The organism is Devosia sp. (genome assembly GCF_040509215.1).
In the GTDB taxonomy this organism is placed as follows: domain Bacteria; phylum Pseudomonadota; class Alphaproteobacteria; order Rhizobiales; family Devosiaceae; genus Devosia.
The window spans coordinates 1-12,861 of the sequence record NZ_JBEVLL010000333.1 but is presented as its reverse complement, the minus strand read 5'-3'; the positions used below and the strand labels follow the sequence as shown (position 1 = coordinate 12,861).

At 62.5% G+C, this 12,861-nt stretch carries 12 protein-coding genes; 7 read left to right on the top strand and 5 right to left on the bottom strand.

Annotated elements, in window-relative coordinates; all coding sequences use genetic code 11:
* The 3 genes from ABW043_RS18880 to ABW043_RS18870 form a co-directional block, all read left to right on the top strand.
* Positions 1–2,009, top strand: a 2,009-nt coding sequence (locus ABW043_RS18880) for a translocation/assembly module TamB domain-containing protein (protein ID WP_353922747.1), incomplete at its 5' end; no start/stop codon positions are given.
* Entirely contained in the window at positions 2,009–2,611 is a 603-nt protein-coding gene (locus ABW043_RS18875) for an SAM-dependent methyltransferase (RefSeq protein ID WP_353922746.1), read from the top strand. The genes ABW043_RS18880 and ABW043_RS18875, both read left to right, overlap by 1 nt.
* A 119-nt stretch (positions 2,612–2,730) precedes the next feature.
* A complete protein-coding gene (locus ABW043_RS18870) occupies positions 2,731–2,898 on the top strand; it encodes a hypothetical protein (protein WP_353922745.1) in 168 nt (55 codons plus the stop codon).
* A 106-nt stretch (positions 2,899–3,004) separates the two neighbouring features.
* On the opposite strand, the gene ABW043_RS18865 is transcribed toward ABW043_RS18870, so the two are convergent.
* From ABW043_RS18865 to ABW043_RS18845, 5 genes are all read right to left on the bottom strand, one after another.
* The gene (locus tag ABW043_RS18865) at positions 3,005–4,363 is read right to left on the bottom strand and encodes a metallophosphoesterase (protein ID WP_353922744.1); all 1,359 of its coding nucleotides are present in this window, start codon (positions 4,361–4,363) and stop codon (positions 3,005–3,007) included.
* 79 nt (positions 4,364–4,442) lie between these two features.
* A complete protein-coding gene (locus ABW043_RS18860; RefSeq protein WP_353922743.1) occupies positions 4,443–6,296 on the bottom strand; it encodes an extracellular solute-binding protein in 1,854 nt (617 codons plus the stop codon).
* 31 nt (positions 6,297–6,327) lie between these two features.
* Positions 6,328–7,950 carry an ABC transporter ATP-binding protein gene (locus ABW043_RS18855; RefSeq protein ID WP_353922742.1) on the bottom strand — a complete coding sequence of 541 codons (1,623 nt, stop codon included), beginning with the start codon at positions 7,948–7,950 and terminating at the stop codon, positions 6,328–6,330.
* The gene (locus ABW043_RS18850) at positions 7,947–9,041 is read right to left on the bottom strand and encodes an ABC transporter permease (protein WP_353922741.1); all 1,095 of its coding nucleotides are present in this window, start codon (positions 9,039–9,041) and stop codon (positions 7,947–7,949) included. The genes ABW043_RS18855 and ABW043_RS18850 overlap by 4 nt, the downstream gene beginning before the upstream one ends.
* The gene (locus ABW043_RS18845) at positions 9,038–10,138 is read right to left on the bottom strand and encodes a microcin C ABC transporter permease YejB (protein ID WP_353922740.1); all 1,101 of its coding nucleotides are present in this window, start codon (positions 10,136–10,138) and stop codon (positions 9,038–9,040) included. The genes ABW043_RS18850 and ABW043_RS18845 overlap by 4 nt, the downstream gene beginning before the upstream one ends.
* A 188-nt stretch (positions 10,139–10,326) precedes the next feature.
* On the opposite strand from ABW043_RS18845, the gene ABW043_RS18840 reads away from it, so the two are divergent.
* The 4 genes from ABW043_RS18840 to ABW043_RS18825 form a co-directional block, all read left to right on the top strand.
* Positions 10,327–10,560 (top strand): hypothetical protein, encoded by a 234-nt coding sequence (locus ABW043_RS18840; RefSeq protein WP_353922739.1) that lies wholly within the window; start codon positions 10,327–10,329, stop codon positions 10,558–10,560.
* Positions 10,561–10,680: 120 nt separating this feature from the next.
* The gene (locus ABW043_RS18835) at positions 10,681–11,280 is read left to right on the top strand and encodes an AprI/Inh family metalloprotease inhibitor (protein WP_353922738.1); all 600 of its coding nucleotides are present in this window, start codon (positions 10,681–10,683) and stop codon (positions 11,278–11,280) included.
* Positions 11,281–11,446: 166 nt separating this feature from the next.
* Positions 11,447–12,580 carry a cell division protein ZapE gene (gene zapE, locus ABW043_RS18830; RefSeq protein WP_353922737.1) on the top strand — a complete coding sequence of 378 codons (1,134 nt, stop codon included), beginning with the start codon at positions 11,447–11,449 and terminating at the stop codon, positions 12,578–12,580.
* 140 nt (positions 12,581–12,720) lie between these two features.
* The coding region (locus ABW043_RS18825) for a lactate/malate family dehydrogenase (protein WP_502908673.1) at positions 12,721–12,861 on the top strand (141 nt) is incomplete at its 3' end.

Sequence of the window (12,861 nt, the reverse complement as noted above, 5' to 3'; positions counted from 1 at the left end):
TTGCCGTCGGTCGCGCCGAGATCAGCGCCACGGCGGTCGATCTTTTCGGCGTGCCCGCGCTCAATGGCACGGTCACGGCCAGCAACGTTGTCGCTGCTGGTACCACGGTCAACACACTCAATGCGCGCGCCAGCCAGAGCGGCGATACGACGAGCTTTGATGCGCAGGCTGCTCTCAGCACCGGCACCAAGGTCGATGTTGCCGGTGGCCTCGCGCCCGTCGAAGGCGGCTATCGCGTCTCGCTCGATCGCGCCAATCTCGCCCAGGGCAGCATCGCCGCGCGCCTTGCCAATCCCACCACCCTGCTGGTGCAGGGCAATAGCGTGGCGCTCGATGCACTGCGCTTCGATGTCGGCTCGGGCAGCATCACCGCGTCGGGCACGGCTGGCGAAACGCTGGCGCTCAACGTCAATATTTCGGCGCTGCCGCTCTCCATCGCCAATACCATCGTGCCCAGCCTCGGCCTTGCCGGCACGCTCGATGGGACGGCGGTCGTTTCGGGTTCGGCCTCCAATCCACAGGTGCGCTTCGATGCGCGCGGCAGCGGCATCAATGCCGCCGCCATCCAGTCCTTCGGCATTGCGCCGATCAGCGCCACGCTGGCCGGTTCCTATTCCGGCAACAGCGTCGCCATCGATCGACTGGTTGCCAATGGCTCCGGTGGTCTCAATGTCACCGGTTCGGGCCGCGTGCCGCTCTCTGGTGGTGGCCTCGCCGTCACCCTCAATGGTTCGGCGCCGCTGGCGCTTGCCAATCGCTTCCTCGTTGATCGTGGCGGCCAGCTTTCCGGTACGGCCAATTTCAATGCCGATGTGTCCGGCAGCATCGCTGCGCCGCAGTTTGGCGGCTCGGTCTCGCTCAATGGCGCCGGCTATGTCGATCCCGAACTCAACCTGCGCCTCACTGACATCACCGGGCGGGCTACTCTTGCCGGCACCTCGGCGCGCATCGAAAGCCTCACGGCCAATCTGGCAACCGGCGGCAGCGTTTCTGCCTCGGGCACGGTCGGCCTTTCTGGCCAGTTCCCGGCCGATCTGCGCGTGGCGCTCAATTCCGCGCGCTATTCGGACGGCGAAATCTTCCTTGCCACGGTTTCGGGTGGCCTGACGCTGACCGGCAATCTCACGGGCACGCCACTGCTTGCCGGCACGGTCAATATCGAGAACGCCAATATCACCGTGCCGGAAGGCTTTGGCGGCGGCACGCCGCTGATCGATGTCACCCATATCGCAACGCCACCTGCCGTCGCCCAGACGCTGCAGCGCGCGCGTATCGACGCGGCCGGTGCGCCTGTGCCGCAGACCCGTTCGTCGGGCCTGCTGCTCGATGTTACCGTCAACGCGCCCAACCAGATCTTTATTCGCGGCCGTGGCCTCGATGCCGAGGTCGGTGGTTCGGTGCGCCTTGCCGGGCCGCTCAACAACATCCAGCCGGTTGGCAGCTTCTCGCTGGAGCGTGGCCGCTTGTCTGTGCTCGGCCAGCGCCTCGACTTTGAAACCGGCACGGTAACGCTGCTGGGCGATCTCGACCCGCAGCTCTATTTCGTGGCCCGGACCGAGGGCGACGGCATCACGGTGCTGGTCACCATTTCCGGCCGTGCTTCGGCGCCGGACGTGGCCTTCACCTCAAACCCGAGCCTGCCGCAGGATGAAGTGCTGAGCCGCCTGATCTTCAAGCGCTCCATGGGCGAACTGACGCCGCTGCAACTGGCCCAGCTCGCCGGCGCGGCCGCAGAGCTCGTCGGTGGTGGTGGCGGGGGCCTTGTCGATGGTCTGCGCGGTGCTGCCGGTCTTGCCGATCTGGACGTCGTCACCGACGATCAGGGCAATGTCGGGGTGCAGGCGGGCACGTATCTCCAGGACAATATCTATCTGGGTGTCACCGCGGGGGCCAATGGCCAGTCCAAGGTGACGATCAATCTCGATGTGACCAATGAACTGGTGGTGCGCGGCACCGCAGGACAGAACGGGGATTCCAGCCTCGGCGTGTTCTACGAACAGGACTACTGATGAGCTTTTGGGACGATCGCTACAGCCGTGACGAGTATGTGTTCGGCGAGGCGCCCAACGCTTTTCTCGCCGCGCAGTCCCATCTGCTGCCCAAGGCCGGCAGGGCTCTCGCCATTGCCGATGGCGAGGGACGGAACGGCGTCTGGCTCGCCGAGCAGGGGCTGGATGTCCTCTCGATCGATGCCTCCCCGGTCGGGCTCGACAAGGCGAAGAAGCTTGCCGCCAAGCGCGAGGTCAAGCTCGCCACGAAGTTGCTCGATATTTCGGATTATGACTGGCCGACGGAACGCTTCGATGTGGTGGCCGGCATCTTCTTCCAATTCGCCGGGCCGGAACTGCGCGACACGATCTTTGCGGGCATGGTCGAAACGCTCAAGCCCGGTGGGTTGCTGATCCTCCAGGGCTACGGTCCGCGGCAGCTTGAGTACAAGACCGGCGGTCCGGGTATTCTCGAAAACCTCTACACCGAGACGCTGTTGGCCGAGAAATTTGAGGCGCTGGAGATTTTGCATCTCGGCGACGAAGACAGGGAATTGGCCGAGGGGCTGACCCATGTCGGCAAGTCGCATGTGGTGGACTTGGTGGGACGAAAGGCGGGTTGAGCGAGCGACCCTGCTGGCGTTTCCGGCTCATCGCTTTTGCATCAAATTAGATACAATCCCGCTATTGTTAGGTAGCGCGCCGGGCGCAGGCTGCTCCTCACAAATAAAGGGGTGCCCAAATGAGTGAAGATTGCAGCCACGGCCATAATAGTACTTCCGAAGAATCCTACTTCTACAAAGAAACGCTGCGTCTGATCGAGAATTTGCGCATGCGCCTTGCGTCACCGACTTCCGCGGTCAACGACCAGCAGCGTGCCGCACCAAGAATTTCGCCAATCGCCGCCTGAGCGAACGCAAGGTTTTTCAGTGAATTTATCGCAGCCATTTTAGCACCCCGGGTCCAAGGCCCGGGGTGTTTCTCATCATATCAGTGAGAATGGCGTCGACAGAAGTCTACTTCAGCGCCGCAACAACCAGCGCCTTCAGTCCTACTTCCGGACCCGGCGTGAACACCAGATCTTCCCGCCCGAAATAAGACTTCTGGTTGGTCGCCGACCAATCATTGGTTACGAGGCGATAGACGTCCTTGGTCGGCAGGCCCGTCGGGGCGGCGTAGAGGAAGTCGCCGGTGCGCTGTTCGAGCGTCTGGGCTTCGTCCTGGTTCACCACGGCGAGGATTTCGGCGAGTGTTGCAGCATTGACCTCGGCAACCATCAGCTTGCCGTCGAAGCGCACGACGGAATCAAAAGCGTATTTGCTGACTTCGCCCAGCGGCAGGCCATTGCCCAAAGTGGTGTGGCCGATAAAGCCGATATCGCCTTCGCCGGCTGCTGCCATGCTTTCGGCAACGAAGCGGCCGGTTTCGGCAAGGCTCATGGCGGCGGGGCTGGTGCCGATGGCGGCCAGTTCTTCTGCGGTGAGGTGCTCGGCGAGGGTTTCGCTGATCAGGGTGGCGAGGGCTTCGTTGGCCGCGACATCGTCGCGAACGCGCGACTGCTCGACCGACATCGACTTGTCGGCAGCGACGGTGACCACCGTATAGGTGCTGCTCCACGAGCCGGTGTGGACATAGCGCGTCTTGCCTTCGTCATGGGTGAAGGTCAGGTGGTCGTGGCCACCGACGATCAGCGTGCCATCGGCGAGGAGCGGCAGGATGGCGCGGTCGGCAACGACGCCGGCATGGCTGAGAACGACGGGCAGGACATCGCCTTCGAGCAGGCCGGCCAGATTTTCCGTGGCCCAGGCGGCGGGCTCGGGAATGGTCAGGGCTTCGCGAGTGTCCTTGGGATAGGTGTTGAGCTTGTCGGTGGCGATGCCGACGACGCGAACCGGCAGGTCGCCCAGCGTCAGGTCGGTGGTGGTGCTGGCATAGAGCTCGCCAGTGCGCGTATCGGTGATGTTGCTGACGACGGTGATGCCGATTTCTTCTGCCTGCGCGATGACATTGGCGAGGTCGGTATCGAGGTCGGGCTCGTGATTGCCGATATTGAGGACGGTCGGGGCGAGGGCCGCGACGGCTTCGAGGAAGGTCCAGTCGATGATGCCGGCGGAGCGCACGGCAACCACATTGCCCAGTTCGAACACGTCGCCGTTGATGAGGATGATATGGGGGACGGGATTGCCCGACACTTCGGCTTCGAGCGTTGCCAGCAGTTCCGCGGTGCGCTCATAGGCCGAGTGCAGGTCCGACAGCACGATGATGCGGCCGGCAGCTTCCTGTGCCACGGCCGGAATGGCCGAGGCGATGAAGGGCAGGGCTGCGGCGGAGCCGAGGAGTTGCAAAGCCAAGCGGCGGGTGATGGTGGTCGTCATGCCCAAAGTCCTTGTAGTGATTTCGCCCAATACGGCGGGCGGATAACTGCACAGGCGGGACGACACTGTCGTGACAGGATTACTGGCCCGCGCCTCCGGTCTTTGCCGCCTTTTCAGCATCCCACCACCAGATGGTGGGGAAGCCATTGGCAAATTCGGGCAGCACTTCCGGGCGGCTGAAACGGTCCCAGCGGGCGGTGCGCGAATAGCGCAGGGAATAGCCGGGCACGACGAAATCGTGGGCCAGCAGCACGCGGTCGAGCGCTTCGGTAACGGCAAGCTGGGTGCCGCGATCTTCCGCCGCGACGAGCTTGTCGATCAGCGTATCGATGCCCGGGTCGGCAATGCCGGCATAGTTGCGCGAACCTTCTTCGTCGACACTCGACGAGCCGAAGAAGGAGCGCTGCTCATTTCCCGGCGAATAGGACTGGACCCAGCTCGCATAGATCATGTCGTAGTCGAAGCTGCGCAGCCGGTTGATATATTGCGGCGTATCGACCATGCGCACGCTCACGGCAATGCCGATCTGGGCGAGATTGCGCTGCAGGTTGGCAGCGATGGCCTCGAGCGTCGGCTGGTGCATCAGGATTTCAAACGAGAGCTGCTGCCCGTTTGCGTCCACAAGCTGGGTGCCGTTGAGCGTGTAGCCGGCCTGGGTAAGAAGGCCCAGCGCCTTGCGCAGGTTCTCGCGCAGCTTGGTCGGGTCGCCGTTGACCGGGTTGACGAATTCCTCGGTGAAGACCGTCGCAGGGATCTGATCTTTAACGCTTTCGAGCACGTCCAGCACTTCGCCCTGCGGCAGGCCCTTGGCGGCAAAGGGCAGGCCGAAGAAGTACGAATTGATGCGGGCATACTGGTTGTAGAAAATGGTGTTGTTCAGCTCTTCGAAATCGAAGGCATAGTTCAGCGCCTCGCGGACGCGCTGATCCTGGAATTTTTCGCGGCGCAGGTTAGGGATGAAGCCCACCATTTCGCCGCGGCCATTGTAGTCCTGCGGGAATTCTTCCTTGATCACGCGGCCATCGGCGACGGCGGGGAAATCAAAACCCGTGGCCCAGCGGCGGGCGGTGTATTCGCTCCAGAAATCGAACTGGTCGCCCTTGAAGGCTTCGAACCAGACCGCTTCGTCGAGGAAATATTCGTAACGGATGGTGTCGAAATTGTTCGAGCCGATTTCGGTCGGATGGTCCTTGGCCCAATAGTCCTCGACGCGCTCATAGGTCACCGAACGGCCGGCCTCGAAGCTTGCGAGCTTGTAGGGGCCGGAGCCAAGCGGCGGCTCAAGGGTCGACTCGCCGAGGTTGCGCTGCTTGCCATTGGCATCGGTGCCTTCCCACCAGTGCTGCGGCATGACCATGAGCTGTCCAAGGATATGGGGCAGTTCGCGGTTACCGGTCATGTCGAAGGTGAAGGTGACTTCGCCGGGCGCCGTCACTTCGGCGCTCGTGATGTTGGCATAGTACTGGGTATAGACCGGGCTCAGTTCGAGCGACTTTTCGAAGGACCAGACGACGTCCTCGGCCGTCACCGGTTCGCCATCGTGCCAGCGCGCTTTGGGGTCCATGCGGAACGTCACGGAACCATAATCGTCCGCCACCTTCATGGCTTCGGCTAGAAGGCCATAGGAGGTGTTCACCTCATCGAGCGAGGAGGTAAGGAGCGTCTCGTAGATCAGCCCGATGCCGCTCGCGACTTCGCCCTTGGGCAGGATGGGATTGAAGGTGTCGAACCCGCCGCGATCGCCCAGCCGCACCGTGCCGCCCTTGGGCGCATCGGGATTGACGTAGTCGAAGTGCGCGAAGCCCTCGGGATATTTTGGCGCCTCGGTGAGACTATCGGCATGCACCCACACGCCGGTCGGGGTCTGGGCCACCGTCGGCGCGGCAAGGCCAAGCGCGAGGAGGCCGGAGGCGAGGAGGGTCGAGAGCTTCATTGTCTGGCTCCGCTTTTGTCTAGCGCTGAGGTTAGTCGGTTTCTTCCGCCGGGAACAACCCGTCGGTTGTGGTTTCGATATCGAAGGCTGCGGCCATCAATTGGCGCGTATAGGGATCGCGTGGGCGGGCGAAAATGGCCGCAGCGGGGCCGGCCTCGACGATCTTGCCGTTGCGCATGACGACGACCGAATGGGCGAGGGCCTTTACGACGCGCAGATCATGGCTGATGAAGAGGTAAGTCAGGTCGCGCCGGCGCTGCACATCGCGCAGGAGGTCGATGACCTGCGCCTGGATGGAAATGTCGAGCGCCGAGGTCGGCTCGTCGAGTACGAGGAAATCGGGCTCCAGCACGAGGGCGCGGGCGATGGCGATGCGCTGGCGTTGACCACCGGAGAATTCGTGTGGGTAGCGATTGGCCGCCTTGGGATCGAGCCCGACTTCGTTGAGCACGGCGACGACACGGGCCTCGCGCTCGGCCACGGTCAGCCGCGGCGTGTGAACCTTGAGGCCCTCTTCGACGATCTCGCCCACCGACATGCGTGGGCTCAGCGAACCGAACGGGTCCTGGAAGACGATCTGCATATGCTTTCGCATCGGTCGCATGGCACGCCCGGAGCGTCCGGCGATATCCTGGCCCAGAACGACAATCTTGCCGTCCGAGGGGATGAGGCGCAGCAGGGCATAGCCGAGCGAGGATTTGCCTGAACCGCTCTCGCCGACGACACCCAGCGTCTCGCCCCTGTGGATGGCAATGTCGACGCCGTCGACGGCCCGGATATGTCCGACGGTGCGGCGCAGGAGGCCGCGCTTGATCGGGAACCAGACTTTCAGGTCCTTGGTCTCGACGAGAATGGGCGAGGCGGATTTGGGAAGCACCGGCGCACCCCTTGGCGCGGCTGCCAGCAGTTTTTGCGTATAGGCGTGCCTGGGATTGGCGAAGATCTCGGCGGTCGGTCCGCTCTCGACGATCTCGCCCTGGGTCATGACGGAGACGCGGTCGGCGATTTTTCGGACGATTGTCAGGTCATGGGTGATGAACAGCATGGCCATGCCGTGCTGGCGCTGCAGCTTTTTCAACAGGGCCAAGATCTGCGCCTGCACGGTCACATCGAGCGCCGTGGTGGGCTCGTCGGCAATCAGCAGTTTTGGATTGTTCGCCAACGCCATGGCGATCATGACGCGTTGGCGCTGCCCGCCGGAGAGCTGGTGCGGATAATCGTCGATGCGGCTTGATGGATCAGGAATGCCGACCTCGGCCAGCAGCTCAAGCGTGCGTTTTCGCGCTGCGGTCTGGCGCAGGCCCTGATGCGTCGCAAGGATTTCGGCGATCTGTTTTCCGACGGTGTGCACCGGGTTCAGCGAACTCATCGGCTCCTGAAAGATCATGCCGACGTCGTTACCGCGCACGGCACGCAACTCATTGACGGAGGCAGCGACGAGGTTCTGCGTCCCGAGCATCACCGTGCCTTCGAGAGTGGCCGATGGCGGCAGAAGTTTCAGGATAGACAAGGCCGTCACCGACTTGCCCGAGCCACTTTCGCCTACCAGCGCCAGCGTTTCACCGGGCGCGATATCGAAGCTGACCTTCTTCGCCGCCTCGAAGGCGCCAAAGCGGATGGTCAGGTCGCGGACGGAGAGCAGGGGCGCGGTCATGAGAACGTCTTCCGCGGATCGAAGGCGTCACGCACGGCTTCGCCGATGAAGACCAGCAGCGTCATCATGATGGCGATGGTGAAAAAGCCGGTCAGGCCCAGCCAGGGCGCCTGCAGGTTGCGCTTGCCCTGGGCCAGTAATTCACCCAGCGAGGGCGAACCGAGCGGCAGGCCAAATCCCAAAAAGTCGAGCGAGGTCAGCGTCGTCACCGAGCCCGAGAGAATGAAGGGCATGAAGGTCAGCGTCGCGACCATGGCATTGGGCAGCAGGTGCCGCCACATGATTACGCCATTGGAGACGCCGAGCGCCCGGGCCGCGTTCACATATTCAAAATTGCGGGCGCGCAGGAATTCGGCGCGGACGATGCCCACGAGCGAGACCCAGGAGAAGAGCAGCAATATGCCGAGCAGCACCCAGAAACTGGGAGCGATGACGCTCGAAATGATCAGCAACAGATAGAGCGCGGGCACCGAGGTCCAGATTTCGATCAGCCGCTGGGCGATCAGATCGAGCCAGCCGCCGAAATAGCCCTGCACGGCGCCGGCAAAGACGCCGATGATCGAGGAGAACACCGTCAGGATCAGGCCGAACAAAATGGAGATGCGGAAGCCGTAGACTAGCCGCGCCAGCACGTCGCGGCCGCGATCGTCGGTGCCGAGCCAGTGGTAATTGCCGAGGTTGCAATTGGGGTCGGCCGTGCCCAGCGGATAGCGCGAGCAGAACTGGTCCCAGCTCTGCATCCAGCTTGGCGGATTGGTGCCGGAGGAGGGGAGATAGCCATCCACCGTATCGTGGCTGAAGTGCACGGTCGGCCAGATGGCCCAGCCATTGGCGGCAATCTCGTCGGCGATGAAGGGTTGGCGATAGTCGGTGGTGGCGAGGAAGCCGCCGAATTTGGCTTCGGGATAGGTGACGACCGAGGGGAAAAGCAGTTCGCCCTTGTAGGAGACCATGATGGGCCGGTCATTGGTGATGAATTCGGCGCCCAGCGTCAGCACGAACAGCACGAGGAAAATCCAGAGCGACCACCAGCCGCGCTTGTTGGCGCGGAAATTGGCCCAGCGGCGCTGGTTGAGCGGCGACATGGTCATATGTCGCGGCTTTCGAAATCGAGTCGTGGATCGACCCACATATAGGCGAGGTCGGAAATCAGCCCGATGACCAAGCCGAGCAGCGAGAAGATGTAGAGCGTAGCAAAGACCACCGGATAGTCGCGCGTGGCGATGGCTTCAAAGCCGAGGAGGCCGAGCCCGTCGAGCGAGAAAATGGTCTCGATCAGCAGCGAGCCGCCAAAGAAGGCGCCGATGAAGGCGCCGGGAAAACTGGCGATGATCAGCATCATGGCATTGCGGAAGACGTGCCCATAGAGCACGCGGTTTTCCGTCAGGCCCTTGGCACGGGCCGTCACCACATATTGCTTGGAGATTTCATCGAGGAAGGAATTCTTGGTGAGCAGCGTCGCCGTGGCGAAGGCGCCAAGGCCCATGGCGGTGATGGGCAGGATAAGGTGCCAGAAATAGTCGAGCACCTGTCGCCAGATGGGGAAACTGGCAAAGCCGGGCGAGGTGAGGCCGCGCAGCGGAAAGACCGACCAGAAGCTGCCGCCGGCAAAGAGCACGACGAGTGCAATGGCGACGAGAAAGCCGGGCACGGCATAGCCGATGATGACGACTGTCGAAGTCCAGACGTCGAAGCGCGAACCATCGCGGCGGGCCTTGGCGATCCCCAATGGAATCGACACGCCATAGGCAATCAGGGTCATCCATAGTCCCAAGGAGATCGAGACCGGCATTTTCTCCTTCACCAGGTCGATCACCGAGATGTCGCGATAGTAACTCTCGCCGAAATCGAAGCGCAGATAGTTCCAAAGCATCGCGCCGAAGCGCTCGAGCGGCGGCTTGTCGAAGCCGAACTGCTTTTCGATGCGCGCGACCATTTCCGGCGGCAAGCCCTGGCGGCCGCGATATTCGCCGCCCTTCTGGTTGCCGGATTGCGCAGGCTGCGACAGCGTTTCCTCACCGCCGCCGGTGACACGTTCGCTCAGATCGACGTTCTGGCCCGACATGTTGGCCAGCGCCTGTTCCACTGGGCCGCCGGGGGCAAACTGGGTGATGAGAAAGGAAACGGCCATGATGCCGAAGATCGTCGGAATCATCAGCAGTAGACGGCGGATGATATAGGCGCCCATCACGTTCCCTGTTCGGGCCCTCTCTGGCTGAGGCAAATCACCTTGCGCCTGCGGGGCTTTAGCCGCACTGCATCACTTGCGCGCCGCTTTGGCAATGTCACAAGCGTACTGAGTCGTTCGCTTGACCGTGGATTGGCATTGTCGCCGGGCGGTCGCGCGGTCACAATTGAGCGAGAAGAGGAGCCGACATGGACTTTATCACCATTGGTCAGGTGCGCGACGCAGGCGTGGCACGGATTATCCTCGTCGCGCTACGCGCCCACGGTTTTCATCCGCTGGAGCCGCGCGATGGCGGCCTGCCGGGCGTGCCAAACCTTTTTGGGCCCGAAGGCGTGGGTATTGATGTGCCGGAAGATGAGGCGGCCGATGCAACGCTTCTGTTCGAAGAGTTGTTGAAAGACATGACACGCCCCGGCACCTAAAACTGCCATAAAGCCGAGTAACATTTTCTATGCGGGTCGGGCGTTGAACGAAGAGGCAGCTTCGGTTAATAAGCCGCCTAATGAGTTAATTTCCTTTAAGCCTTCGGGCAGGAGTGACCAATGAAGGTTTGGATGCGCGGAGCCGGCTCCGTGATTGGATTGGGTCTCGTTGCGCTGGCGCTGGCCGGTTGTACCTCGACTGCCCGTTCCAACACGGCCGGTCTCAATGTCGTTAGCGCCCCGCAGCAGTTGCAGCCGGTGCAGTCGTCTTCGGTTCAGCAGGGTACCCTGCCGGCAATCGGCGCCACGGGCACTCCGGCTCCGGGTCTTTCCGGGCAGCCGGTTCTGGGCGGTGCGCCGGCCATGACCACGGCTTCGGCCACTCCGGGCCAGCTCGGCACCAATAGCTCGATCGTCAATGTCGGCGCTCCGACGGCCGGTTTCTCGGCTGGTCCTGAAGGCGTGTGGACGGTTGCTGCCGGCACGGGCACCTGCCAGCTCAATCTGCCGATGACCGCCAAGACCGGCACGAACTACTACCGTGCGTCCTCGCCGGGCTGCTCGGTGCCGCAGATCGCTTCGGTCACCGGTTGGCAGCAAGTGGGCAGCCAGCTGCAGCTCTATGATGATAACGGCAACATCGCTGCGTTCCTCGCTCCCTCCGGTGGCCGCTATATCGGCACCGTGAGCGGCGGCCAGGCGATCTCGATGTCGCGCTAAGCGCTCCAAAGCCGGTCGAAAGACCGGCTTTTTCTATTCCCAACCTCAGCGTCAGTCCCGCGCAAGCGGGAATCCCTCTCACCTTGTTTGAGATCCCCGCTTTCGCGGGGATGACGCCGCGCATGCTGGCAGGTGTCATCCTGCCGAGCGACACTTCGGCCAAGACATGACCTCCTCCTCTGCTGCCCCCGTTCGCAAAGCCTATCTCGACCTCGTTGCGCGTGGCGCGCTGACGAGCGATCCGGCACAGTTGGAGGCGACGGCGCATTTCGACCGCGTCCTTCATGACGTGATGGCTGCCAAGCCCAAGAGCTTTTTGGGACTGCGGGCCAAGCCCAAAGCCGTGCGCGGGCTTTACCTCGTGGGAGAGGTCGGTCGGGGCAAGACCATGCTCATGGACCTGTTCTTCGCGGCCCTGCCGACGCGCCACAAGCGACGCGTGCATTTCCATGAATTCATGGACGAAGTGCATGCCGGTATTTCCGCGTTCCGCAAGGCGGCGCGCGGCAAGAACGAGGATGCCGATCCGGTTGAGGCAGTCACCAAGCCGATCCTGAAGTCGGGGCTGCGGGTCCTCTGCCTTGATGAGTTCCACGTCCATGACATCACCAATGCCATGCTGCTCGACCGGCTGTTCGAAAAGCTCTTTGCCGGTGGCGTCACGCTGATCGCGACCTCCAATGTGGTGCCCGACCAGCTCTACAAGGACGGCCTCAATCGTCAGCTCTTCCTGCCGTTCATTGCGCGGCTCAAGGAAGAGACCGAGGTCGTCGAACTGCTCTCCGAGCAGGACTATCGGCGCCTGAAATTTGCCGGTCAGCAGGTCTATGCCTTTGGCACCGACACGCGCTCGACCATGGACAAGCTCTGGTTGCGCATCACCGGGGGCGAACCCGGACATCCCGACACGATCGAAAGCATCGGCCGCCAGATTCCGGTGCCGCTGCAATCCATGGGCGCGGCGCGCTTCAACTTCTCCGACCTCTGCGAAAAGCCGCTCGGCACGCGCGACTTCGTCCGCATCGCCCACCACTTCGATTCGCTGGTCATCGACGACATTCCGCAAATGGACCGCACCAAGTCCGACGCGGCCAAGCGCTTCATCCTCCTGATCGACAGCCTCTACGATCGCGGCGTGAAACTCGCCGCCAGCTTCGAAGTGCCGCTCGAACAACTCGGCCGCGACGACAAGACGGCCTTCGAATTCCAGCGCACCATTTCGCGCCTCAATGAGATGCAATCGGAAGAGTATCTCGCAAAGGGTCTGCGCGATGCCGCGCCAGCGGAGGAGGGGGCCTAAAGCTCCACATGCCCATTTGGCATACCCCCATCGCCCATCGGCAAGGCGATTTGCGCCATTACGACGAAGGGTTCACTTGCCCCCCTTGCCCGGTAGGGTTAAGACGTGCGCCAAATCAACGCAGTCCGGGATGAAGACTTATGGCGCGTAAGAAGATCGCACTCATTGGCTCGGGTCAGATTGGCGGTACTCTCGCCCTTCTCGCAGCCCAGAAGGAGCTTGGCGACGTCGTTTTGTTCGACGTGGTTGACGGTGTTCCGCAGGGCAAGGCCCTCGACATC

Excerpts from the sequence above, each read along its gene's own strand:
- ABW043_RS18875 (WP_353922746.1), top strand. The coding sequence starts at position 2,009 with ATGAGCTTTTGGGACGATCGCTACAGCCGTGACGAGTATGTGTTCGGC.
- ABW043_RS18870 (WP_353922745.1), top strand. The coding sequence starts at position 2,731 with ATGAGTGAAGATTGCAGCCACGGCCATAATAGTACTTCCGAAGAATCC.
- ABW043_RS18865 (WP_353922744.1), bottom strand. The coding sequence starts at position 4,363 with ATGACGACCACCATCACCCGCCGCTTGGCTTTGCAACTCCTCGGCTCC.
- ABW043_RS18860 (WP_353922743.1), bottom strand. The coding sequence starts at position 6,296 with ATGAAGCTCTCGACCCTCCTCGCCTCCGGCCTCCTCGCGCTTGGCCTT.
- ABW043_RS18855 (WP_353922742.1), bottom strand. The coding sequence starts at position 7,950 with ATGACCGCGCCCCTGCTCTCCGTCCGCGACCTGACCATCCGCTTTGGC.
- ABW043_RS18850 (WP_353922741.1), bottom strand. The coding sequence starts at position 9,041 with ATGACCATGTCGCCGCTCAACCAGCGCCGCTGGGCCAATTTCCGCGCC.
- ABW043_RS18845 (WP_353922740.1), bottom strand. The coding sequence starts at position 10,138 with ATGGGCGCCTATATCATCCGCCGTCTACTGCTGATGATTCCGACGATC.
- ABW043_RS18840 (WP_353922739.1), top strand. The coding sequence starts at position 10,327 with ATGGACTTTATCACCATTGGTCAGGTGCGCGACGCAGGCGTGGCACGG.
- ABW043_RS18835 (WP_353922738.1), top strand. The coding sequence starts at position 10,681 with ATGAAGGTTTGGATGCGCGGAGCCGGCTCCGTGATTGGATTGGGTCTC.
- zapE (WP_353922737.1), top strand. The coding sequence starts at position 11,447 with ATGACCTCCTCCTCTGCTGCCCCCGTTCGCAAAGCCTATCTCGACCTC.